Genomic DNA, 25389 nt, shown 5'->3' with positions numbered 1-25389 from the left:
GCCCCTAAAGTCGAATGAGCCTTTGTGCTCAACTTTAGGGGGCATTATTTTGATGTAAGTGAGTGCGCATAGTAAAGCGCGAGGCTATGTTACGGACTATACTCGCCACGAGCTATGCGACGAACTTTGCGACGAGCTATGCCACGGACTCAGGCCAGTTAATATTGGCTTCATTGATACTATTTTTACAGCTTGTTGGCTCATTGCCTTTATAATTTTTACATCCCCAAAATTCGCCATTTGAACCTGAACGCAACACCATTTCGGCATTACATTTTTCACAGGTCGGAATTACATTTTCACAGATGTCGTTTATGCAGGACTTAAACCCTAAGTGCCGCTTTCGTGTCATTGGACTTTCGCATTTGGAACATGGCTTTTCTTGGTGACCACAACGTGGGTAATAAGAGCAAGAGTAGAAGGTATTAAAGTTACCGGTTCGTTTGGTTAATACGCCCGTTTCACACACTAGGCAATTGATATCGTCGCTGATAGTTTGGCTTACCGTTGTTGTAAATTCGTTAAGCTCAATTTGATGTTCATTAATTAATTCCGTTACAAATGGGCTCGCACTTGTCATATCAGCAATCATGTAAGCGCGATGTTTGGCTCGAGTTAAAGCGACATAAAATAATCGTCTTTCTTCAGCGTGTTCAAAATTCTCTTGTTTTGCTAGCAGGGCATCCAAAAGTGCAGGAGTCACTTTTTCAGAAGGGAAGCCATGTTTGCCTTTTTTCATTCCTAAAATGACCACATAGTCGGCTTCTTTACCTTTGGATGCATGAAAGGTTTGAGACTCAATGGTTAACAATGGGTATTGTAGATTTACTTTATTAAGCTCTAGTTTATTAGGTAAAAGAGCCCAGGTTCTTGCCAGTAGGTAGACGCTTGTTGGTTTGTCTATTTGTGATGATATAGCGACTAATACATCATTTAGTGCGCCGTTTTCTATTTCATCTACCAGGTCTTTATTTGCGCCACTTTGTTTTATGGTGTCTCTCATTAACAATGAAACCGCAGGCGCATCAAGTTGTTTTAACGACTCGATTGTTTTGTTAATTTGCGCTGGATTTTTACTAATAAAGTCGGTGGCCACTTTACCTATTTGGTTATTAAATCGAAAGGTTAAGTCTAATGTCGATTGAGATGTTGGTCCAAAGTACTTGGCGAACTCAGTGGTTAAGGTGAAGTCTGCACCACTAAATCGGTAGATAGCTTGCCAGTCATCACCGACCGCAAAAACAGAACATCCTTGGTTGTTATCACGCAATGCTTTGACTAAACGAGCTCTAGGCTCAGATATATCTTGAAATTCATCTACCATGATATAGTGCCACGGAGATTGAAACTTTCCTGCTTGAACATAACTTAATGCTTTGTTGATCATGTCGTCAAAATCAATTTCAGCATGGGATGTTAAATGCAGTTGGTAAGCTTCTAAAATAGGTTTGAGTAGAACCAAAGCTTTTTCTGTTTGCTTTGGGGATGCGGAGTTAGCAATAACCTTGCTCTCTAATGTTTCATCTAGACAAGCTGATTTATAAAGCCCAACCATTTTACCAAAGGTAGTAGCAAGTTCGGTAACTCGGCCACTTTCACTTAATTGTGCCAGTTTAAATTCAGTTGAGACTGGTGTGGACTCAATCTCTTGCTCCGCGAGTAATGTCTTTAACGAGTCATGCAATGAATTAAGTAATTCACCTTGCTTATGTTGAGCGTAAGTAAGCTCAATACATACGGTATCAAATTGCTGATGAATATCTCGTTTCCATTCAATACCCTGGTGGTACTCGTCTTTATTTATATAAGGCGCGGTGTCACCGTTTTCATCGGTGCCATAGTATTCTATGTAAATGTTTAGTTCAGGAAGAAAAAAGTCGGGTTGGTATTGTCTACGTTCTATGGTTTTAACATCATGAATATATTTAGCTTCATACTCGTATTCTATACCTTCAGAAAATAACTCATTGGCAATATAAAGCTCACCAAAACTTTTTACTTTTTCGCCTTTAAAAGTACGAATGTCGTTGTCATTAAAGTACTGGTGATATTCACCAAGATTTTTAAAATCAAAGTAGCTTTTTTCAAGTTCAAAGTAACTGCTAAAGTATTCGACAATTAATTTTCGGTAGTGGGCGCTTTCACTGATCAGTTTTTCAAAATAACTTTGAATCCATTTGAATTTGGTTTTTTCATCTTCGGCAAAGACCGACAAACTTGGTTTTCCGCCTTCCACTTCAGCAATAATTTTAAGACCTAAGCTATGAAATGTAGCGGCTTTGATTTTATCGGTTGATAACTTGTCTTTAATTCTTTCATCCATTTCTGCTGCGGCTTTATTACCATAAGCCAACAGTAATATTTCATCGTGCGTAGCCTGTAAGCTATTGACTAAATATCCAGATCGGCCAACCATAACACTGGTTTTTCCTGTGCCAGCACCAGCGAGTAATAAATTATTATCGTTATCAATCACACAAGCTCTACGCTGACTTTGTGTTAAAGGATTGGTTTCGACATTATCAAAAAAGGTTTTATGTTCTTGTAGTTGTTGACTGATATAGCTTTCGCGTTGTTCGCTTATCGCTTGTTGATCCCAGTTTTGGTAATAGGATAATTGTTTTACTTTTTGATACACCTTGGCTAATGCTTTACTTGATTTAATCCAAGGGAACCAGCGAGTATATTCTGCATTAACTAAAGCGTTAATTTGGTCAATATAAGATTGTCGTAGGTATCGTTCTTCGGTGAGTTTTTTTATGCTGGCTATTATATTTTCAACACGTTTGATATTGGCTAATGCCCAAAAATTATCACAGTTGGCTTTTTCCATATACTCACAGCTATACGCTTGCATGGTAAATACATGGTTCTTTTCTGCGGTTTTAAAGGTAATTATTTGGCCAAAAAAACTTAGCTGAAATATAGGCGGAATAATAAGATCTTCCCACCGGATAGTGGTTAAATCACCTTTAATTTCAAAGGTTAAGCAATTGCTATTAATTTCTATAAGTGTTGGATTACCAATGAAGCGGCCAAAACAACGACCAAAAAAACTTGAAGAGATATATTTCATTTACAACATAAACCCAAAAATGAAAAAGACATAAATACGATAACGATTATTCTATCATTAGTAATCTACTCAGGTGAGATTAAAGTTGATGTTAACGATGGATAAGTTATTTTATTATTTTGAAAAGCAACGTGGTTATGAAAGCAGCGTGGTTATGAAAGCAGCTTGGTAGTTATATAAGCTCAAATAGAAATACAAACATAAATTAAAAACAAGCCAGAGCTTGATATTCATCTTTGTCGCACTCATTTCCATACAAAGCCAATTACTTAAGTTTATTATTTTGTCGTATTTACTCTTGTTTGTTATTGCTGTTCTAATTATAGGGTCTCTTGTTGCTAAGCCGTATTGGCGCGAGTATAAGCGTGATAAGGCTAGGGCGCTGCCTTTTAAAAAAGAGTGGCGAAGTATTATTCAACAGCGTATGCCGTATTTTAGACAGATGCCTGCCGATTTACAGTTGCAACTTAAGCGACATATTCAGGTGTTTTTGGCAGAAAAATCGTTTATTGGCTGTAATGGCGTGGTCATTACTGACGAAATAAGAATAACAGTAGCAGCACAAGCCTGCTTGTTGTTACTCAACCGTAAGACGGATTACTACCCAAAACTAGATACTATTTTGGTTTACCCTAGTGCGTTTATAAAAGAGCAACAAAACATTGAAGCTGATGGCGTAATGCATAGCCATAGAACGGCACTTGCTGGCGAATCCTGGGGTTTTGGCAAGGTTGTCTTATCTTGGCAAGATACGGTAGATGGCGCTCATATACCAGACGATGGACATAATGTGGTTATTCATGAGTTTGCCCATCAACTGGATCAAGAAAATGGCAGTGCCAACGGTGCACCAATATTAGGAAAGGGGCAAAACTATAAAGACTGGTCGGTCGCTTTTTCTAGTCAATACGAGTTGTTAAGAAAACAAGCTAACGCTGGGATCCCATCTTTGTTTGATTATTATGGCGCCACCAATCCGGCTGAATTTTTTGCGGTTGCCAGTGAAGTGTTTTTTGAAAAGTCAGAGAAGTTTCACCATAAATACCCAATGCTTTATCAGCAGTTAAAAGAGTATTACAAGGTTGATCCTATTCACTGGTAAAGGTTGTTTTCGTTTTAACGATTTAAAAGCTAAGCGTATAGAGTTCGCTTAGCTTTTTATATCAAAGGCTTGAGCTATTATAAAAGTTTGTAAATCTGCAGAGCATTCCAACCAACAAAAATAGCAATAGCGTAACTTAACAAAGTCCCTAACATCATATATTCGGTAAGCTTCATGTCTTTGTTTTTGGTTAAGTCGCCAAACCTAAATATGGTTTTGGTGGCCACCAAGAAACCGATACCAGCAAATTGTCCCATAAAAATAAACGAGATAGCTAAACAACGCTCAATATAACCAATCCAGGCACCAGCGGAGAGTAATCCTGTCGCTTTCTTATTTGGAGCGCTTGAGTCTGCATTCATGCTTTCTAATTCGTTTCCTTGAGCGTTTTGATGCTCAATTGCATTGTCACTGTCGTTTAAGTTGTCGGTGTGCTTTTTTAAAGCCAGTGCAATGATCACAGACGCTGGTTTGCAAATAAGTAGGTAGGAAACCGCAATAACCATATTTTTAGCCGTTAAAATATGACTAAAAAATACGTTAACTTGCTGTAATGTGAAATCCGAAATACAGGACCAAAGCAGACAGATAAGTAGAATGTGGATGGTTTGAACGGCCAATAAATGAACCAGCTCATTACTTGTATGCAACTTCCAATTGTCGGTTAATAAATGTGATGCGCAAATAATAACGACAAGGGTAAGCATTGGTAAAAAGGTGATATTTACCATGACAGAGTCAGGCAATGTTAAAGAGGCAAAGACAAATACAATAATGTTAAGCAAGCCATGAACTGCGGCATGTTTCCAGTTAAAGCTAGACGTTAACGAATTGGCTTTAAGGGCTTTATTCCCGTTATGTGTTGGTAAATAAAAGTCGGCAACAAAATGTGCGGTTAACAAGAGTAAAAGTAGTTCCATTAGTTATTCCCTCCAAGTAGAGCTATTTTATTGTTGATGCTCTCTATGTAATCTCTTACCAGATAAGCCCCAATATTGCCGAGTCTATTGCTTATATTTTGACGTGAAGTACCTGTTAGTTCTGCCATTTTTTGCTGCTCGGCAAAACCATGTTGTATGTATTGATACAATAATTGGGCTTGGGTTTTTGTTAATCTATTAAGCAGATGATTTAAAAATTGAGTTAACAGGATAACGTCATCCTGATTGTTTTTTTGCTGCGCGTTTTGTTGCTTAAGGTGGATGGACAATTCGCCTCTTTGAGTTTTACTTAAACCTCGGCCAGATTCAATAAAAACAGGCCCCGATGAGGTATTCGGTTTTTCGTCGTAGGTTTCATAATCGCCATAAGCCAGTGACAAGGTGCATTGTATTGGTTTTGTTGAATACGCGGATAAGTGCAGCGCCAGCTTTATTAATAATGTGCTTTTTAGTGCATCAATAGGGTTTGGGTATTGAATTTGAAATTCATCACCACGGTAAATTTCACCAACGGCACCGTAGTTTTCATGTGCGTCCTGTAAAAAACCTTTAAGGCTTTTTATTACATCGGCATAGGTTTGCTTAGACATCTTAGTCGAGTTGACGATATCTCCAGTTAAGACAGCAATCATAGGTAGTTCCCTATTTTTAATAGTTTGCTTAACCGCTGAATTGAACCACTCAATTTACCAGCGAGTACTTATTAGTTAAATCAACTATATATGGTTGATTTTTAATATGCAATCAAATTTGATTGCTAAGTAAAATGCATGTGTATTCAGTTGCGGAGTCGTTTTTATGCTCTATTTACTAAAAAGCAGTTTATTCAAGCACTATAGTTAAAGAGCAATAACTAAGAGGTCGAGCGTAAATAAACAGAGATAAATAAATATTGATGGGGTAAAGTTCTTCAAAGTCGATTTATCCATAACCTACAGGAACAAACATGGGCGTACGCAATTCAATTATCTTTATCTGTGCTTTTACTTTCTCAGCACTATTACTGACCCAGTTATACTGGGTCGCATTGTTGTTATCTCCCATATTACTTGTTCTTTTATATGACTTAGCCCAGTCAAAACATACTTTATTAAACATCTATCCGTTAGTTGGGCATTTTCGATATATATTTGAGTCAATTCGTCCTGAAATTCAACAGTACTTTGTTGAGTCTAATCTTAGTGGCAGCCCAATAAATCGTGAATTTAGAGAGTTGGTGTATCAAAGAGCCAAAAAAGTACAAGATACCCGCCCATTTGGTACTCAGTTTGACGTCTACGAGTCCGGTTATGAATGGATCACTCATTCGCTGTCGCCAGTACATATTGAAAATAAAGACCCTAGAGTGTTGTTTGGTGCTGATTGTGAGAAACCTTATTCAGCGTCGGTACTTAATATTTCAGCCATGAGTTATGGCGCGTTAAGCAAACACGCGATTATGGCATTAAACAAAGGTGCGCAATTAGGTGGCTTTGCTCACAACACGGGAGAGGGCGGTTTAAGTCCTCATCATCTTAAATACGGTGGCGATATTATCTGGCAAATAGGCACAGGGTATTTTGGTTGTCGTAATGAAGATGGTAATTTTGATGCCGAAAAATTTACCACTAAGTCACAATTTGATGTTGTGAAAATGATTGAGATTAAATTATCGCAAGGGGCAAAACCAGGTCATGGCGGGATTCTACCTGCGGCTAAGTTAACACCTGAAATTGCTGAAATTCGTCATGTGCCTTTAGGCCAAGATGTTGTTTCTCCACCGGCTCATTCGGCTTTTAATACCCCTACTGAATTATTGTATTTTGTAAAAAGGTTACGCGAATTATCGGGCGGGAAACCAGTTGGTTTTAAATTATGTATAGGTAATAAACGTGAGTTTTTATCGATTTGTAAAGCGATGTTAGAAACGGGGATCACACCTGACTTTATTACGGTTGATGGTTCTGAAGGGGGAACGGGGGCTGCGCCAATCGAGTTTACTAACTCTGTGGGCATGCCATTAAATGAGTCTGTGGTATTTGTAAATGGTGCACTTATTGGTGTTGGTTTACGTGAAAAAGTTCGTGTTATTGCATCGGCCAAAATATTTTCGGCTTTCCACGTTGCCCGTATTATTGCGCTAGGTGCCGATACAGTAAACTCAGCGCGAGGCATGATGCTGGCATTAGGCTGTATTCAATCTCGCAGTTGTAATACGGACAAGTGTCCTACCGGCATAGCCACACAAGATCCAAGACGATACAAATTTTTAGATATAGAAAGCAAAGGCGAACGCGTATTTAACTTCCACAAAGCAACCTTGGTTAATTTAACTGAGTTAATGGGAGCGTGTGGTCTTCATTCTCAAAGTGAGCTCAATATGAGCCATGTTTACCGACGACTCGATAGAACCAATGCCACTACCTATCAGAAATTATATCCAGTAATAACTCCAGGGTGCTTATTAGAAAATGACACTGTGCCTGAAATATTTTTGGATGACTGGCAGGCTGCGTTAGCAAATAAATGGTAACGGAATGTATGGCAGTTAACATTGCGGCAAGTTGAACTTGCCTCAGTGAAAATTTAAGGAAAAGAAGATGAAAAAAACAATATTAATCACAGGGGCAACGGACGGAATAGGTCTAGAAACGGCTAAGTTATTGGCCGCAGATGGCCATGATTTATTAATTCACGGCCGCAGCCCAGAAAAATTAGCAGCGGTTAAAACGTTACTGTCAGCGATTGAAAACGTAGGCCGTATTACAAGTTACGTTGCCGATTTATCTGACTTTTCCGATGTTAAAAACTTAGTCAATAAAATCAAAGGTGAGCATAGCGTCCTTGATGTACTTATCAATAATGCCGGTGTGTTTAAAACCCCAGATACAATAACCAGCGACGGTTTAGACAGTCGATTTGTCGTGAATACAATTGCGCCATATTTTATAAGCCAACACTTGTTACCTTTATTGGCTAACGCAAAAGAATCATCGTTAGATGAAACCGCTTGCTCTGGAAGGATCATAAACCTTTCGTCTGCAGCACAAGCGCCTTTAGATATTGCAGCCTTTGTCGGTGACACTCAGAAAGTTAAAAACTTAAGCGATATGGAAGCCTATGCGCAAAGTAAATTGGCTATTACTATGTGGAGTCATACGTTAGCTGAAAAGTTAGCACAACAGCCACAAGCTATTACGGTTATCGCGGTTAATCCTGGGTCGTTACTTGCTTCTAAAATGGTTAAAGAAGGATTTGGTTTGGTGGGTAATGACTTGAGCATAGGTGCCAAAATATTAAATCGTATGGCGTTAGAGCCAGGGATTGAACAGCACTCAGGCCAATATTTTGATAATGACAGCGGACAGTTTGCCGCGGCTCATTTAGATGTTATGGATAAGCAAAAGTCAGCTCAACTTATAGACGCCATGGAGCAAATTTTAACTCGAATTATGTAATGTTTTTAGCCTAGCTTAAGCCGCTAGGCTCCGCTTTTTTTTGCGTAGTTGTTATTATTTTTATATAAATCTAATCCAAATTGGCTTTTGCTTCGTATTATCTACAAATTGATGAAAACACCGAAAATGTAGATGTATGTTAATAAATATAATTGGATTTAACCTGTCTTGGTTTGGCTTAGTGTTACTGGGGAATGATTTTATTCCGGTTACATTATGTTGGCTTATTTATCATGTTTATCAAATTGCTAGAAATAAAAATACTCATAACAATGAAAATAACAAAAGTACTCTCAGCCTTAGCTGGCGTACTGAAGTTGTGTTAATTAGCTTAGTTACCGCAACGGGTATCTTAGTTGATTCAGCATTAACGCTTTCCGGTATATTCCAGTTCCCAGAACATCATATCATTCCACTTTGGTTAGCTATGTTGTGGGCTTCCTTTGCTGCAACTATCGCCCACAGTTTACAGTTTTTAGCCAAATCAAAACGATTACAACTGCTTATTGGCTTTGTTTTTCCACCGTTTAGTTATTTAGCTGGCGCTTCATTTTTGAGTGTCGAATTACCTTATGGCCCTTATATAACCTATTTTGTTTTAGCACCTATTTGGTCAATATTAATGCTGCTGTTTTATCAGAGTTTGTCTTTTATAAATCGCTCAGGAGATAACCATGTTAATTAGACGATTGATGTTTATATGCTTTATATCTGGCACGTTAAATCCATTTGCGATTAATGCAGCCGAACAAAAGCCACTAGAAAAAACAGATATAGGAGCAGCTAAGCAAGTAACAAAACTATTACAACAGCAGTTGCCTGAAGTGTTAGATACCTTGGCGTTTAATAAAGTCGGCTCAGCAAAGTTTTCAGTTTTATTTTGGGATATTTACAACAGCCATTTGTTTACTAAATCGGGTCGTTATGAAGAGAACACCAATCAAGATGTGATTTTTAAAATTGAATATTTAAAAGACATTAGCGCGGATGAATTAATCAAGCGCACAGTAGAGCAGTGGCAGCACCTTAATTATAAAAAGTCTGATTATGAGGCATTTATCCCACGGCTTAAGAGTATTTGGCCAAATATAAGCGCAGGCGATTCGTTAACCTTATACAGAAATAGCCAAACGACCGAGTTTTATTTTAACAATACTAATATTGGTGTCATCGATAATGAGCAATTTTACCAACTGTTTTTAGCAATATGGTTATCACCAGACACCAGTGAACCAGAATTAAGGCAGAGCTTAATTGGAGCTGCCAGTAAATAGTTGTTAATAGATGAATCTGTAACCAGCTATAAATTATAAGTCATGAATAAGAAAGGAAGAAAGAGCAATGAAAACTGCATTAAATACCCTAGTAATGGTATGCGTATCTGTATTTTTATCAGTGACTCTAATGAGTTGCAGCACCGATATTTCACATTATAAAAATCAAAATTCCAAATTTGATATTAAACAATATTTTAATGGTGACATGATTGCTTGGGGCATGATCCAAGATTACACCAATGAAGTGACCCGCCGATTTTGTGTGGAAATAGACGCCAGTTGGCAGCAAGAGCAAGGCACGCTAAAAGAGAAGTTTTACTTTGATAACGGTGAAATTAGCTACCGCACATGGAATTTAACTCGATTAGAAAACGGTGCTTACACAGGCTCTGCAGAAGATGTGATTGGCATCGCTAACGGTCAGGAGTCTGGTTTTGCATTCCAATGGGAATATCAACTGGCGGTTCCTATTGAAGGCTCTACCTATTATTTTGATATGGATGACTGGATGTATAAGCTAGATGAATACCGAGTGTTTAACAAAACAGCGATGAGTAAATTTGGTGTTGAAGTGGCTGAGATAACCTTGTTTTTTGATAAACAGTTAAGCGATAAAACCTGTGAGGCTAGCTCACCTCAGCTGTGAACGTATTTACATTTTTTAATAGGAGAGTCTCTAATTTAGAGACTCTTTAACGGTTTGTTTTTTGTTGTTAAATGTTAAGCCAAACTTTTTAACATGTTTGGAAAAGTCTGTTGGGGACATTGCTTTGGCAAAGTAAAAACCTTGGTATTCTTTACATCCCATTTTGTCCATGATCGTGACTTGTTCTAGCGTCTCTACACCTTCAGCGACACATTTAATATCCAGCTCTTCACACATAACATGAATCGCTTTGACTAAACTTTTTTGTCTCGATGATTTGGTGATTTGTTTAATTAACGAGCGGTCTAATTTTAGTTTATTAATCGGGTAGTCTGCTAATCGCGCAATATTCGAATAACCAACACCAAAGTCATCAACCGATATTATAAATCCCCAAGATTGTAAAATTCGCATGAGTTTTAAAGAATGAGCGGGGTTGGCATCAAGCGACGTTTCGGTAAGTTCTAACTCAATTTGATGTGGTTTTACATTATAGTCGGCCAGATACTTAACTAATTTAGGCAGGAAGTCGGCTTGGTTGAAGTCAATTAAGGAAATATTAATTGCCACAGGCACACTTGTAATGCCAGCTTGTGTCCAGTATGAAATTTGAGAACATACCTTTTGGATCACTAAGTCGGTGAGACGGCTGATCAGTTTGTATTCTTCAGCAATTGCGACAAAACTCGTTGGGTGTACGGTTCCTAGTATTGGGCTGTCCCATCTAGCGAGCGCCTCTAAGCCAATACATTCGCCGCTTGCTGTCACTTTAGGTTGATAAGCAACGTCAATTTCAGCATTTTGCAGTGCCTCATCAAGCAGCATTGAAATTTCATATTTTTCTAGAAATTCTTTTGAAAATGTTTCACTGTAACCGCTAAATGGCGTGTTTATATTTGCCTGTTTGAGGGCGGTACTGGCATTGGAAATAACTTTCGAACTGTTTTTAACGTTGTCATCGTACTTAGCAAAACCAAATAAAAATGACTGATGGCACTTTGAATCTAGCAAAGGGTAGTCTTCATCGAGTGTTTGTTTTATTTCAGTTAACAGTTTGGTTTTAAGTTCTTTTACCGACTGAGCTCTAATAATAAAGGCAAGTCGTCCTGGGCCGATGTGGGCACATAATAATGGCCCCTCAGTATTACTCTTTAAGCGTTTATATGCAGAGGTTAATAAAAAGTTTGCGTCTTTTTTATTAAACTTTAAATTGAAATATTCATTGTTAGCGCTATGGGTCAGTACAACATAAAAGTCTTTGTTGTATTTGGCCATGACTCGTTCACATTGCAGCTCAAACCAATCTCGGTTAGGTAAGTTAGTGTAATTGTCACTGTAACGTAAGCGTTTATTCTCTTGCTCCATACTGAGCAGTGTTTTTCTAATGGCGAGTTCTTCGGTGCAATCGGTAAATTCATAAACTTCATAGTTTAAGTCGGGTAAGGACTCGCAAGTGACATAAAAGCTTGCGTTTTTATATTTGATTAAATGCTTAGACTTTTTACATTTCACTTGATCTAATTCAGGAAAGAAGCGATGGATTTTTGCATTCGACTCTTTAATCTTATCGGTGAATTTAAATGTGCTAGCCGCGAGTTGGTTAAAGTCGGTAATAATAGATTTGTTGTTGATTATTATTTTTGCTTTGTTGGATTCGGCGAAAAAAGTTCGGTAAAGGGCATTTTTATCTTTGAGGTAATTGTTTGAACTGAGTACCGCTTTGTTTAAATGTTTGGCAGCTATAATAGTACGAGCGAGAGCTAAAGGTATGCAAATATTGAACAGTAAAAATATCAATCCGGTGACATATAAGTCATCATTTGGTAGCCTTTCTGTGGTATTTATTAAATTTAACAGGTTAATATCATTGATAATTATGTAAAACGGCACAATATTAAGCAATGAATAAAATAGTGCAGTTCTAAAGCCAAGTAACATTAGTGCAAGAATAGGGCAGGCATACATGTACATAGAGCCGACTTGTGCCAACTCTAGGTTACTGACAAATAGGTTCATTAATGCGGAGCCGGCAATAATGGAAAGTAGTAAACCATGAGCACTAAAGGTGTAAAACTTATAGCTGGTTAGCAACAGCAAGAACATGGTGGCTAAAAAACCAATAATAATCAGGCTTGGGTAGGCAAGGTTAAATTCTACTATTGTGCTAGAGGCATGGGCGAAAACCATCAGGCAAAGAAGAATGCCGGAGGTTATAATGATACGTAATGTGCTTACTCGCCAATTGGGTACTTGTGCTTGGGGAGTATGATGATCTGAAAGTACAAAATAGCGACTTAAAAAACTCATAATTAACAATCATTTAAATAATGCTTGTTTTGATTAAACAATGTATGTTCCTGAAATACAACTCATTATTTTTAATTTGTGGTTAATTGTTCATTAACCTATAAATTCTAGTTTGACGCATAAAGTAACTAACGTACTATTAGTTAGTGGGGGGATACATTCATATTTACTCGTAATTATAAAAATTTAATCTGAACGGTTAAATTTCCAGTGCAAAAACTGAAAAGTTAACTGATCCTTTTCTTTAGTTCTTTTATTCAAAATCCTTTTTCAGCCAGCTACATGGCTCTATAACGAAGAGAAACTCATTAATGTTAGACAAATTACTACAAGATTTCATGATCCTTTGGGCAACCATTGACCCTATTGGTACTATGGCTTTATTTGCTGGGTTAACGGCCAAACTGACCGCAGAAGCTCGTCGCAAAACCGCATTTAAAGCGATTGCTTATGCCTCAATTGTTTTAGTTGGCTCTATTGGTATTGGCCAAATCCTCTTAACCTCTATGGGGATCAGTTTATTGTCGTTTCAGCTTTCCGGCGGAATAATTTTATTTTTGTTTGGCTTGCAGATGATCTTCTCCTCAGGCTCACCAGACGCCGAAGTTGATGCGGAACATGATATTGCAGTCTTTCCTTTAGCTATTCCTGCTACAGCCACGCCTGGGGCTATATTAGCGGTTATTTTACTTACCGATAATCAAGCTCATACAGTAACGGAGCAAGTTACAACTGGTTTAGTTATGTTGTCGGTTTTATTGGTCACTCTTTTATTGATGTTGTTATCAGGCAAAATCCTTCAAGTGATTGGGACGGGTGGTGCATCTATTCTTACTCGTATCATGGGAATGATTTTAGCGGCGTTATCGGTTGAGTTTATTATTGAAGCGTTAAAGGCTGAAAACTGGATAACGGCAATTCCTCAATAAACTATTGAGTGCAGGTAGCGAACGTAAAAAAAACGGCAACTTAAATTAAGTTGCCGTTTTTTTGTTTATTGACCAGACGTTTTATTAATAAGTTGTCTAGTTGCTAACAGGGACTTCTTCATACCAATCAGTCATGTCGTCGTACATTTCACCTTTTAAAAGATGTAATGGCGACTTGCGATAGATTTTAAAGTCATGGAATGGGTCGGTTAATATTTTAGTAAACCAAACTAAACCAGACTGAACACCCATAAGTTTAAATAAGTGTAAGGTTCTAAACAAAACCGCACCTATGCCAATAAACAACCAAGTGATTGCCATGTTATTAATAAAGTCATAAAGGTTTGTGTGAGCTTCAAATGCACCAAATAAAGTAGGTTCAAAAAACAACACAACAGGGACTAGCGCCCAGATTGACAGCAGTACAACTTTACGACGTAAGTTGTAACCCACTTTAATCTCTTCTTTATGTTCATGGGAAACTTGGTTTACTTTATCGTAGGTTAGAGGTTCAAAAAAGAAGTGCCCAGACTGTCTTAAGATCATAGATAATAACCAACCCACTAATGCTGCCGCTGCAGGATAGTAAAATACTAATGCGTAGCTCACCATAAAGCACATAGCGCTAAGCAAGTGTAGAAATTGGTTGATACGATTGTGGTGATAGAAGCGGTGGTCATCCCAACGCTGTTTTTTTAACTCTTCTAAAAATGTCATAGTTATTCCTAATTAAAAGTAAGTCCTGCTTTAAGCTGGTTGTTAAAGCTAAAGTTAAAGTGAATTTTTGTTAATTCTTCAAATGGTTAAATTAGATGTCCTTCGAGTAATGCATTTCCTACATTTACACGCGCTCCTTTTTTAACTTCCTCACAAAACGTGTAATTGCTACTTGCAAATAAGATGATGGTCGACCCATGTTGGAAGTACCCCATCTCATCGCCTTTTGTGAAACTTTGCTTGCAGTCAATCTCATTCGGCCCTTGGTACAACAAATCTAGCGTTGGTTTGATAAAGTTAAACTTCATCGATGCCACCAATATGGCGGCAACAGGCACAAGCGTTATATGGTGTTGTTCGGAGCCTGTATGGAGGTCGATAACCGCACGTTCATTTTTACAAAACAAACGTTCTACCTTTTTTAATGCGATGGGGTTTACGTTCCAAGTATCACCTGAGATGTAAGTCACCTTGTTCACATGACAGTTTATTGGTGAGTGAAACCTGTGATACATGCTGGACTTTAAACGCAGAGTGATAAATTTACCGTTTTTGTATTTATCACTAACGTTAACATCTGGAATAAGCTCGTTGAGTTGATAAGGAAAGCCTTTAGCTTGAAATAACTGGCCATCGTTAATCTCGCCAAACTCACCAACAATAGCGTCACATGGACTTGTCACTATGTCAGCTGTCTCATCAATCACTCTAGCCCCGTCTTTAAGCTCACGGGTAAAGCAGTCGTGCAAACTGGTAAACTTAGTTTTTTTCGCTTCATCCAGACGTAAGTCTTCTGCAAACCATTGCCATATGGTTAATGAAATTTTGGTTATTATTGGATTCTCAATTTTACTGAACCGTCCAATAAATAAGGTTAACCAACGTCTTGGTAAACGGTTAGTGACAAGGAAATTAACTTGTTCACTAAAGGTTAATGTCTCAGTTGCTTTATTCATTATTGTTTTTATACCTTAAACCGATAAACAAGTGGATTGAGCTTGATTGTTACTTGGCGTTATTTTTTTGCCGTGGTGTTCTTGCTCATGTGCCTCATGATTTTTATCACGTGCTGCTTGGTTGTAATCTTGTGGTAAGTCCAAGCCCATATTCGTCAGGAACTCAGCCATGATAGGTTCGGCGAGGTATTGTTTTGAACGTTTGAGTGCTTCTGCTTTCATATTCTCTTGCAATGTATTTGCATGTAACTTGTCCTGGCTAAAGTACTCAATCACTTTGTCGCTCATTTGTGCAATGTCATCAACTAAATAGCCGTTAACATTATGTTTGATAATGTCTTTTGGTCCTTTGCAGTTATAAGCAAGCACTGGCATGCCATGGGTAAAGGCTTCTAAAATGACATTACCAAAGGTGTCGAATTTAGATGGGAAGATAAACAAGTCTAAACTTAAGTAAAGTTGCGCTAACTGCGTTTTGTTTTGCCAACCAACAAAGGTGGCATCTGGTAAAGCCAGTTTAAGCTCGTCAGTTGCGGGACCTGTGCCAGCAACCACAATTTTTAAGTTTGGAATTTGTTTCTTTGCTGTGTTTAATATCTCAGGTAAATCAAACAAACCTTTTTCTTTACTGATTCGACAGGCCACTAGCAAAATTGGCGTGTCTTCGTTTGCGCCTGCGACTATGCTCGACTTGGCAACAGGTAAGATTGAATGGTCACGTTTTTGCGAATGATGTGCGGTTAAATGCACTTGTTGCGGATCTAACTGCATTTCAAAACTAGTGAGCCAATCTCTATGTTCATTGTTTAATACAAACACGCCATTGTATTGGCTGTATAAGGCTCTCAATACTCGACGAACTCGGTCACGTTCATATTGATTTAAGTTGGTGGTGCACTTGATGAAATCTATCCAGTCGGTATGCATAAAGAAGTAACTTGGCACGTTAAACATTTGTTGAATAAACAAGGAAACCGCGGCCATTGGTCCTTCTGTCGAGCATATAATTCTGTCGTAACCGCCTTTATAAAAAATACGGGCAACCTCCATTAAATCAGGAACTCTAATTTCTTGTTCGCCATATTTTGGTATTTCAAAATTAGCCACAGGTTTAACCACATGCAGATGCGAGTCAGGCTTGGCATCTGGATGACAGATTAAGAAGTCGACAGGCAGATTCGCTCTTTGCACTTCGGCTAATTTTCCGCTTAATGAGTTTGATACCCCATTTTTATCTTTAAGGGTGTCAGTCAAATACAGTGCGCGTTTTTGGTGTGCATTTTTGCCAACATAGTGGGCAAACTCATTTAATAAATCGCGATTTTGATATAACACTCGAGTAGAGGCTAATGATGCGCCAGCTAAAATAAAGGAGATTAAAACGGGAAAGGATAAGTTATCCAGGATTTGGCCAACTTGTATGTTACTGATGTTGTCTTGTTTTTTTCCATCACCAAAAAACAGGGCGGTCAGTTGGCTTGGCATTTCAAATTTACGTGTTAGTTCTTCAGTGGTTAACCCGGTAGGAATAAAGCCATCATTTTTTTCAATCGCTTGGCTAACCCGTTTTTTGATCAGTTGATTTAAAAAGGTGAAAAGCTCATTGATTGACTCAGTGACGGTTTGCACAAATTCTTCGTTTGAGTTGTTACGACTTTCGGCGATACGTTCTAAATAGTCGATACAAAAACGATAATCTTTTGAAATTTTCCACTTAACTAATAAATTAGGTTTTTTGCCTTGTAGGGCGTCGTGAACACATTCAAAAAACTTCATGGTTTTTTTATTTTTTTGCATTTCAAGTAAGACATTACTTAATACAAAACAGCCTATTTTGTCCCATGTTCCACCACGGTGCAGTAAAATACGCAGTAAACCTGGATCTTTGATTTTGGTTGCTACTTGTGAAAAGTAATCTAATAAGGAAATGCTTAACTTTTCATTTTCGCCAACGGAGCCAAAAGGGCGGATGTTGCCTTTTTTAATTGCTTCCAATGCCAAATCTGATGGTTTTTCAGTTTGTGATCTTTGTTCCAAATCTGGAATATAAAGATAAGAGCCACATAAACCAGCAAAAATACCTGTGTGATCGTCTGAGCCGCCTGTGAGTATTTTTACTTGATTTGGATCTACGCCGTAGTCAGCTGGATTAAGCTTGTGTTTTACCGCGTATGAATTGATTTTTTCTGCGGTTAAACCCTCAGCCCAATTTAAGGTAAGGACGCTTTGCCACAGGTCGCGTTGGCCATTTAATACTTCAAAACGAGTAAACATAACCGCCATTTTTTCGAACAGGCTGACATCAATTTTGTCGTTTTTAGTATAAAAATAAAGAGGATGTGGCACTATTAATGGGATATCTTGTTGTGCCGCATATTTAACAAATTCATACACATTTTGACGTTTTTTGTTAAGAACTTGCTCTTGTTCCTTATCAAAGCCGTACGTCAAAATGTGAATGTACAGTTCGTACTCTGGAAAGTAACAAGTAAACTCTGCCGCGACTAATACGTCTTGATCTTTTTCTTGTAATGCCCAACAAGAACGGGCGTTGTTATGATTGGTGACGGTAATAACGTCGCAGTCATTACCTTTTAAATGTTTCACTAATTTTTTGGTTTTAAGCCAGGTTTCAGGCAAACGTAAAATACGTCCCCAAAGTTCATCTGGAATATCACTGTTGTGATCATGACAGTGTAAGTCAATTTTCAAACAGTCTTTAAGTGGGAAGCGTTCTTCTTGTTTTGTAATGAAGTCGCTAAACTCATCTTGTAACGATTGTCTAAAACCTTTTTCCGACATATGTGAGTCGCTCAAAGAGTTTGTTAAATCAAGATATGACGATTTATTTGGATTTAATAAATTCATTATTCATACACCTTATCGCTGTTTGTCGTTTTAGCGTGAGTTAATGTCGTTGGTGCTCGACCACCTATCCATTTGCGTAAACTTGGAAAGCTGGCACTTAACATATCTTTTAAAAATTGTTGTTTAATTGATTGGTTGGTCAGTGCTGGGCTTTGCCACCACCAAGCGTCATTTTTCATTTGAGTAGCGGATTCAATAAATAACTCAATCACTTGATCAACCTCTTCATCGGTATAATCAAAGCTCATGATAAAACGGCCTGTACCTAACCAACTTAGCTCTAGTCCGTTGGCGCGTAAGTAAAACTGCAGCATCCAGTTATAAGCACAAGGTAAGGTGTAACTCACTGATAATATGCTATGCATATTAGTGATTTTGATTGGCAGATCAGCCTCTTTTAAGCGTTGATTAAAACGCGTGGTTCTTTGTTGCCAAGTTTGTTCAACGGTTTTGTATAAAGCTTGTATTTCTGGTTGAGCAATACGTTCAAGAAATACGTTCATTGCGCCTAATACATAAGGATGAGAGTTAAAGGTGCCGCGAGCTAAAGACACATCAACAGGGTGAGTATCTTTAAAGCGTTTCATTAGTTCATGTTTGCCAGCCAGTACACCAACTGGTAATCCACCACCTAAGGTCTTGCCATAAGTGACCATGTCAGCTTGGATGCCAAAATAACCTTGCGCTCCTCGGTATGACAGTCTGAAACCGGTGAATACTTCATCAAAAATAAGCACTATGTTGCGGTCTGTGCATATTTTTCGAATGCGTTTTAACCAAGTTGTATAAGCGGCTTTATCAAAGTGAGTCGCACGGTCACTGGCGATAAGTGATGCGTCTGACGCTGAGTCTGCATTTGGGTGAAAAGCTTGTAGAGGGTTTATCAAGACGCAGGCGATGTCGTCACGAGTGGATAGTACGTTTAATGTTTGCTCACTTAAATCGGCTAAGGTGTAAACATCGTTGGTTTTTCGACGGTTGCCAATTCCAGGTTGTACGCCATCCCACCAACCGTGATAAGCACCACACAATCTAACTAAATGAGTACGTTTAGTATGATAACGCGCCAGTCTCACCGCTTGCATCACAGCTTCTGTACCTGACATGTGAAATGACACTTCATCTAATTGCGATATTGCTTTTATTTTACTAACATTATCTGCAATCAATGGATGGTATGAACCAAGAGCGGGACCAAGCGCTTCTACTTTTTCAGAGCCTTGTTTTATGCAGCTTTTATAAAACTCGTAACCAAAAACGTTGACGCCGTAAGAACCAGAAAGATCGTATCGCCATTGGTCATCCAGATCTTTTACTCTAACGCCCTGGCTCTGGTTAATCATGGAACCAAGTTTAAAGACTTCTGGTAAATGTGTTCTAAAAGGAAAGGGGACTCGGTACATGCTCGTAAATTGCACATCTGAGATGTCGTTTGAAACTTGTTTATATTGATTGATGGTTTTTTTTGACTGTTGTTTTACTTTATCTACTAAGGTGTTAAATGCATTTGACCTTTGTTTGCTAATATCAGCAGGAGCACCATCAACACAAAAATATTCTGCTGGAGAATAGTCAAAAAACTTAATCCAGCCAGCGATACGACGAGACCACTTACTGTGTCCTCGCATGGATTTATGTTTGGCTTTTGATAACCGTAATCTAATAGCTATTTTTCGTAATATGAAAATAGCGGTAACACAACACAGTAAATATAAGATCCATAATTCGTTCATAAATAATCTCATTGCAGGTTTTGAACTAAGTTAACAATGAAATTTGACAATTTTGTTTCATAATTGTGTTGGTTCAATAACAGTAAAGTGTCATTTACGTTACTAGCTTGATTAGTTATTGATTTATTAAGTGTTTTATAGGAATACTGACGAGTTTTTTAAACAAATAAACAAAGCAGCTTGATTACATTTGGTAAACATAACAATATAGCGTCACTTTATTTTGGCTGTTAAAGTAAAATTGTTACCAATTCAAGTTAAATAGCGGCCAATGAATAAACCCCAATTAATAGTCAGCAGGTTAATAATGAGCAGTTTAATTTGAAACAAGTATTGTTAGTTCTCACTTCTTTTTGTATTCACTTTTTACTGGTGAAGCTAGGAACAAGTTTCACCTTACCATTCGGTTATGTCAGTATTATTTGGCCTGCATCGGGTGTCATACTCGGTATGTACCTTTTATTTGGACGTTCGGTTCTTGTTGGGGTAATACTTTCTTCAATATTTACAATGACTCAAGATACCGATTTTGATTCATTACCTAGCTACTCAATCTTTATTTTTTCTACAATCAGCATTTTACAGCCCGTCTTTAGCAAGTTTTTGATTACTCACTTTTGTGCCTTGCCCATTAATATAAATAAGCCGAAAAAAACGTTGAATTTTTTACTGCTTACTGGACCGGTCGCAAGTTTGGCGTCTAACTTAGTTTTTGTCGCTTGTTTATGGTTTATCGTTGATATTGATGTGACAACATTAACCTATATTGGTGTTGTTAAATGGATTGGCGATACCATTAGTGTGGTGTTTTTCACTCCAATCTTCTTATTTTTATATAAAAACAAGTTTGTTAAAAAGGCCAGGCATACACTGCCGTCAATATTAACCAGCGTGTGCTGCTTTTTATTGGTGAGCTTTATATTTTTGTTGGTCACCAATGATGATTATGAAGATAAAAAAGTAAGCTTTGTTCGAACAACACAACCTTTTATTGAACAATTTAATATTACTCAAGCAAAAATCAAACATCATTTAAAGTCTTTAGATGGTTTGTTTCAAGCCAGTACCGATGTGACTAGAAACGACTTTTATAAATTTACAAATAAAATTAGTAATACCGATACTAAAATAAGAGGGCTAGCTTGGTTACCCTATATCCATGGCGACGATAGAGCGAAATTTGAGTCTTTATTACAAAAGGAAATGTTAACGGATATCCACATCAAAAAGTTAACTGATAAAGGTCTGGTTGTTGCTCCTGAACAAAGTTTATACATACCAATTTATTTTGTTGAACCATTGGATATAAATAGAGCTGCAATTGGTTTAGATATATCCACTCACCCAATTGTAAGCGAAACAGTTATTAAAGCGATTAATACTAAAAGTTATGCCTTGTCGCCGCTAACGTCCTTGGCACAACAGCCAACTAAAAGAACATCAATGATTGTCTACTACCCTATTTATACAACCGACCTTCAAGCGGCTGAGGATTTTATGGGCCTGGTTGAAGTTGTCTTTGAAATAAATGTTTTATTGTCAGACATCTATAACCAATATGGGGTAGATGAATTTACTTATAAATTTAACTATGAGAAAGACAGTATTTACAGCCAGAACAGCCAAAATGATCAGAACAGACACAGCTTATTTACCCATTCAGTAGATATTGATATGTTTGATAAAAAAGCCCAGTTATCGTTTTCTAGTACCCCAGACTTTGAGCGTAGCTTAATTAACTGGGGTTATTTAAGTATTATGGTTGCAGGTTGTATTATTGGTGTTATATGTGTGATGTTTGTCTTTTTTATTGTGACCTTTAAATCAAGTTTAACCCGTAAGGTAAACGAAGGTACAGCCGAGTTATTGAATAAAAATAACGAGTTACAAGCCGCGAATGAAGCGAAGAATTTGTTTTTAGCAAACATCAGCCATGAATATAGAACTCCGTTAAATGCCATTATGGGCTTTACCGAAATAGCCAAACGTGAAACAAGCGACAACGTTGCTAAAGACTATTTATCTAAAATTGATAATGCGTCCAATATCTTATTGAACATAGTTAATGACGTATTAGATCTGTCAAAAATGCAGGCGGGTGAATTTACTTTGGAGAGTATTGCGTTTAAGCCCTCAGAGGTAACTAAGTCAGTTATTGAAATGTTAAATAAAAATGCCAATGAGAAGTCGATTACTTTGACTTGTGAGTTTTGTTCGTCGTTTGACCTATGGGTTAACGGGGATGAATTAAGATTTAAGCAGATCATTATTAACTTAATTAATAATGCGATTAAATTCACTTCATCTGGTGGTGTTAAAGTTTGGGGCGAATGCATAGATGACTCTGATGATACTCGATGCTTAATTGTGAAAGTTATCGATACTGGAATTGGTATTAAGCTTGAAGATCAGGAACGTTTATTTACCTCATTTGCCCAAGCAGAAAGCTCGACGACCAGAAAATATGGTGGCACCGGTTTAGGTTTATCAATTGTAAAGCAGCTATGTGCCTTGATGGATGGCGATATTCAATTGATAAGTGAAGTCGGCCAGGGCAGTGAATTCATTATAAGATTAAAATTAGGTAAATCTACTCCAGTAGACAAGCAAAACGTACCAGCAAAAAATGAGCTAGATAATCAAAAAATTGATTTTTCAAATATGAATGTTCTTGTTGTAGAAGACAACAAGGTAAATCAAATGATAGTTCAAAAGCAGCTTTCCTCTTTAGGTGCTAAATCTGACTTAGCTGGTGATGGACAAGAAGCGTTGGATTATTTAGCTGACAATATGCCGGATATTATTTTAATGGATATCCAAATGCCCAATATGGATGGCTTTACCGCGTCGCATAAAATTAAACATGACTCTAGACTAGAGCATATCCCTATTGTTATTTTAAGTGCTAGTGTTGGTAAAGAAGACCGAGATAAAGCGTCAGCCTTAGGTATTTTTGATTTTATCAATAAGCCTTTCAAGCAGGCCGATCTTTTACGGGTTTTAACCAAGCACGCTGTATAATTGGGGCTGTGGGTTTTATAGTCACTTAATAAATAAAATTTAAAATAACTGTATACATAAACAGTTGTTCGTACTAATATCTGAACAAGTTTATTATTTAAAAGTAAATTTTGTGAAACTTTATATAGCAGAGAAACCAAGCCTAGGTCGAGCAATAGCAGCTGCATTGCCAAAACCTCACAAAAACCTTAAAACCCATATTGAAGTGGGCAACGGTGATATTGTAACTTGGTGTATTGGACATATATTGGAACAGGCCGACCCGGAAGTGTATCAAGCCCATTATAAAAAATGGAACGCGGAACATTTGCCAATCGTCCCAGAAAAATGGGTGCTAAAACCTAAATCACAAACCCGCTCACAATTAACGGCCATTAAAGCCTTAGTTAAAAATGCCAGTCAAATTATTCATGCAGGCGATCCGGACCGCGAAGGTCAATTGCTGGTTGATGAAGTCATCGATTATCTAAAAGTAAGTAAAACTAAAAAACAGCAAGTTCAGCGTTTGTTAATTAGTGACTTAAATACCCCAGCGGTTAAACGCTCGTTAAATAACTTACAATCTAATATGAGCTTTATGCCATTGTCTATATCGGCCTTAGCGCGCTCTAGAGCGGATTGGTTGTATGGCATAAATTTAACTCGTGCTTACACCTTACAAGGTCAGAAAAGCGGTTATAACAGCGTATTGTCGGTAGGGCGGGTACAAACACCTATTTTAGGTTTAGTGGTGAACCGTGATAATGAAATAGATAACTTTACGCCACATAATTACTTTGAAGTGGTTGCTCATATTCAATACCAAGATGAAAACCAGTCCAATCAAATCTTCAAAGCCAAGTGGAAACCAAGCGCAGCGTGTTTACCTCATTGTGATGATAACCAACGTGTTATGAATCAAGCGTTAGCCAATAACGTGGCTGAACGTATTACTAATCAAGATGCGTTAGTGACAGAGTTAACCAAACAAAATAAAAAACAAAATGCCCCTTTACCTTATAACTTGTCGAGCTTACAGATAGATGCTGCTAAACAATTCTCGTTAAGTGCCAAAATGGTATTAGATCTCTGTCAAAGTTTATACGAAAGACATAAGCTTATTACCTATCCGCGTTCAGATAGTCGCTATTTACCCACAGATCAGTTATCGCAAGTACCTAGTATTATGAAACATTTAACCTCTGGCGATGAAAAGATTGCACAGATGGCGCGTAACGCCGACATGAGCTTAAAAAGTAAAGCGTGGAATAACTCAAAAGTAACTGCTCATCACGCCATTATTCCTACAGAAAAGTCGGCCGCTAATATCAACTTAAACCAGATGGAGAAAAATATTTATTTCTTGATCTGTCGCCAATACATAGCGCAGTTTTATTCTGCGTATCAATATTTACATTGCCATTTAGAGTTGACGATTTCTGGTGGTATCTTTGTAGTTAACGCCAACGAAGTTCAGCAACTTGGCTGGAAAACGTTATTTCAAAGTAAAGGCAAATTTGCCGACAGCTCTAGTAAAACAGATGAGCAAGAACAGCATATCCCTGCGCTTGCGGTGAACGATGTGTTGCACTGCGAAAAAGGTGAGGTTTTACAAAAAGAAACTCAGCCACCAAAATCATTTACCGACGCTACCTTGTTAGCCGCGATGACTGGAATATCCAGATACGTTACGGATGTAGAAATTAAAAAAGTATTGAAAGAAACCGATGGACTAGGCACCGAAGCCACACGTGCAGGCATTATAGATTTATTGTTTAATCGCGGATTTTTAGTCAGAGAAGGTAAGGCGATAAAGTCCACGACAGTAGGTAAGACCTTAATAAAAGCGTTACCAGACAAAGCCACTACGCCAGATATGACCGCGCAGTGGGAAGCGACACTTAATGATATTTGCGAACAAAAAGTAAATTATCAAAGCTTTATGCAGCCTTTGCTGTCGGTATTGAACACTATGGTTGGTCAGGCAAAACAACAGGACTTTTCAGGATTACCGAATGTCGCTTTTAAAAGAAAAACCAAAGGTAAGTCAAACCGAAGCTGGGGAAATAGTAAGGGCAATAGTAAGGTTAGTAGCAAAGCAAAAAGTAACAGGAAAGCAACGGCGTCTTAGGCTGAGGAATAAATTTTATCTATAGTCTAGCTAATGTTTTGAAGGACGATGAAGTACATTTCAGCAAGTTAATTTAAAAGAAAAACGCTACCCAGTTCTATACAATAAGGAAATAAGGCAATAGTTAAAGGCAAAAGCAAAAGCCTTTAAGTGGACACATAACATAAACAACCCAGTAACGCTTTTTAGCGTTATACAGCTCTGATAGCTAAATAGCCCCAAAGATAAATAGTTTAGAGTTAAACCGCTTTTAAAGGTAAAAATGAATA

General features: G+C 37.7%; 17 protein-coding genes. 9 read left to right on the top strand and 8 right to left on the bottom strand.

The genetic code is table 11. The features are described 5' to 3' along the window. Window positions 1-136: 136 nt before the first annotated feature. Entirely contained in the window at window positions 137-3076 is a 2940-nt protein-coding gene (locus BTO11_RS13000; protein ID WP_105053001.1) for a UvrD-helicase domain-containing protein, read from the bottom strand. Between the two features lie 280 nt (window positions 3077-3356). On the opposite strand from BTO11_RS13000, the gene BTO11_RS12995 reads away from it, so the two are divergent. Next, the gene (locus BTO11_RS12995) at window positions 3357-4178 is read left to right on the top strand and encodes a M90 family metallopeptidase (protein ID WP_105053763.1); all 822 of its coding nucleotides are present in this window, start codon (window positions 3357-3359) and stop codon (window positions 4176-4178) included. Between the two features lie 77 nt (window positions 4179-4255). Here BTO11_RS12995 and BTO11_RS12990 read toward each other — a convergent pair whose 3' ends face one another. Then, a complete protein-coding gene (locus BTO11_RS12990; protein ID WP_105053000.1) occupies window positions 4256-5098 on the bottom strand; it encodes a DUF3307 domain-containing protein in 843 nt (280 codons plus the stop codon). Then, window positions 5098-5751: a hypothetical protein gene (locus BTO11_RS12985; protein WP_105052999.1), complete on the bottom strand. Its 654-nt coding sequence runs from the start codon at window positions 5749-5751 to the stop codon at window positions 5098-5100. Before BTO11_RS12985 ends, BTO11_RS12990 begins: the two co-directional genes overlap by 1 nt. 314 nt (window positions 5752-6065) lie before the next feature. Here BTO11_RS12985 and BTO11_RS12980 point away from each other — a divergent pair, with 314 nt between their 5' ends. From BTO11_RS12980 to BTO11_RS12960, 5 genes are all read left to right on the top strand, one after another. Then, on the top strand, window positions 6066-7631 hold the full coding sequence (locus BTO11_RS12980) for an FMN-binding glutamate synthase family protein (RefSeq protein WP_105052998.1): 1566 nt from the start codon (window positions 6066-6068) through the stop codon (window positions 7629-7631). Window positions 7632-7698: 67 nt separating this feature from the next. Continuing rightward, entirely contained in the window at window positions 7699-8556 is an 858-nt protein-coding gene (locus BTO11_RS12975) for an SDR family NAD(P)-dependent oxidoreductase (RefSeq protein WP_105052997.1), read from the top strand. Between the two features lie 136 nt (window positions 8557-8692). Next, a complete protein-coding gene (locus tag BTO11_RS12970; RefSeq protein ID WP_105052996.1) occupies window positions 8693-9241 on the top strand; it encodes a DUF2878 domain-containing protein in 549 nt (182 codons plus the stop codon). Further along, window positions 9231-9830: a chalcone isomerase family protein gene (locus tag BTO11_RS12965; protein WP_105052995.1), complete on the top strand. Its 600-nt coding sequence runs from the start codon at window positions 9231-9233 to the stop codon at window positions 9828-9830. The genes BTO11_RS12970 and BTO11_RS12965 overlap by 11 nt, the downstream gene beginning before the upstream one ends. Before the next feature lie 67 nt (window positions 9831-9897). Continuing rightward, the gene (locus BTO11_RS12960) at window positions 9898-10479 is read left to right on the top strand and encodes a DUF3833 domain-containing protein (protein WP_105052994.1); all 582 of its coding nucleotides are present in this window, start codon (window positions 9898-9900) and stop codon (window positions 10477-10479) included. Window positions 10480-10509: 30 nt separating this feature from the next. On the opposite strand, the gene BTO11_RS16500 is transcribed toward BTO11_RS12960, so the two are convergent. After that, complete coding sequence (locus BTO11_RS16500) at window positions 10510-12786, bottom strand: EAL domain-containing protein (protein ID WP_181135905.1); 2277 nt, start codon at window positions 12784-12786, stop codon at window positions 10510-10512. Window positions 12787-13097: 311 nt separating this feature from the next. Here BTO11_RS16500 and BTO11_RS12950 point away from each other — a divergent pair, with 311 nt between their 5' ends. Further along, complete coding sequence (locus BTO11_RS12950) at window positions 13098-13715, top strand: MarC family protein (RefSeq protein ID WP_105052993.1); 618 nt, start codon at window positions 13098-13100, stop codon at window positions 13713-13715. 96 nt (window positions 13716-13811) lie between these two features. Here the strand turns inward: BTO11_RS12950 and BTO11_RS12945 are convergent, their stop codons facing one another. From BTO11_RS12945 to BTO11_RS12930, 4 genes are all read right to left on the bottom strand, one after another. Beyond that, window positions 13812-14432 (bottom strand): hypothetical protein, encoded by a 621-nt coding sequence (locus tag BTO11_RS12945; RefSeq protein WP_105052992.1) that lies wholly within the window; start codon window positions 14430-14432, stop codon window positions 13812-13814. A gap of 86 nt (window positions 14433-14518) precedes the next feature. Then, a complete protein-coding gene (asd, locus tag BTO11_RS12940; protein WP_105052991.1) occupies window positions 14519-15388 on the bottom strand; it encodes an archaetidylserine decarboxylase in 870 nt (289 codons plus the stop codon). Between the two features lie 15 nt (window positions 15389-15403). Continuing rightward, window positions 15404-18256, bottom strand: a complete 2853-nt coding sequence (locus BTO11_RS12935) for a glycosyltransferase (RefSeq protein WP_229793293.1) — start codon at window positions 18254-18256, stop codon at window positions 15404-15406. Next, the gene (locus BTO11_RS12930) at window positions 18256-19989 is read right to left on the bottom strand and encodes an aminotransferase class III-fold pyridoxal phosphate-dependent enzyme (RefSeq protein WP_105052990.1); all 1734 of its coding nucleotides are present in this window, start codon (window positions 19987-19989) and stop codon (window positions 18256-18258) included. Before BTO11_RS12930 ends, BTO11_RS12935 begins: the two co-directional genes overlap by 1 nt. Before the next feature lie 321 nt (window positions 19990-20310). On the opposite strand from BTO11_RS12930, the gene BTO11_RS12925 reads away from it, so the two are divergent. Further along, window positions 20311-23010: a CHASE domain-containing protein gene (locus BTO11_RS12925; RefSeq protein ID WP_105052989.1), complete on the top strand. Its 2700-nt coding sequence runs from the start codon at window positions 20311-20313 to the stop codon at window positions 23008-23010. A gap of 112 nt (window positions 23011-23122) precedes the next feature. Continuing rightward, complete coding sequence (locus BTO11_RS12920) at window positions 23123-25120, top strand: DNA topoisomerase III (protein WP_105052988.1); 1998 nt, start codon at window positions 23123-23125, stop codon at window positions 25118-25120. Window positions 25121-25389 lie beyond the last annotated feature (269 nt).

The organism is Psychrosphaera saromensis (assembly GCF_002954545.1).
Lineage (GTDB): Bacteria > Pseudomonadota > Gammaproteobacteria > Enterobacterales > Alteromonadaceae > Psychrosphaera > Psychrosphaera saromensis.
Note: the sequence above shows the minus strand (reverse complement) of the source record. Positions and strands in the feature narration are given on the sequence as shown.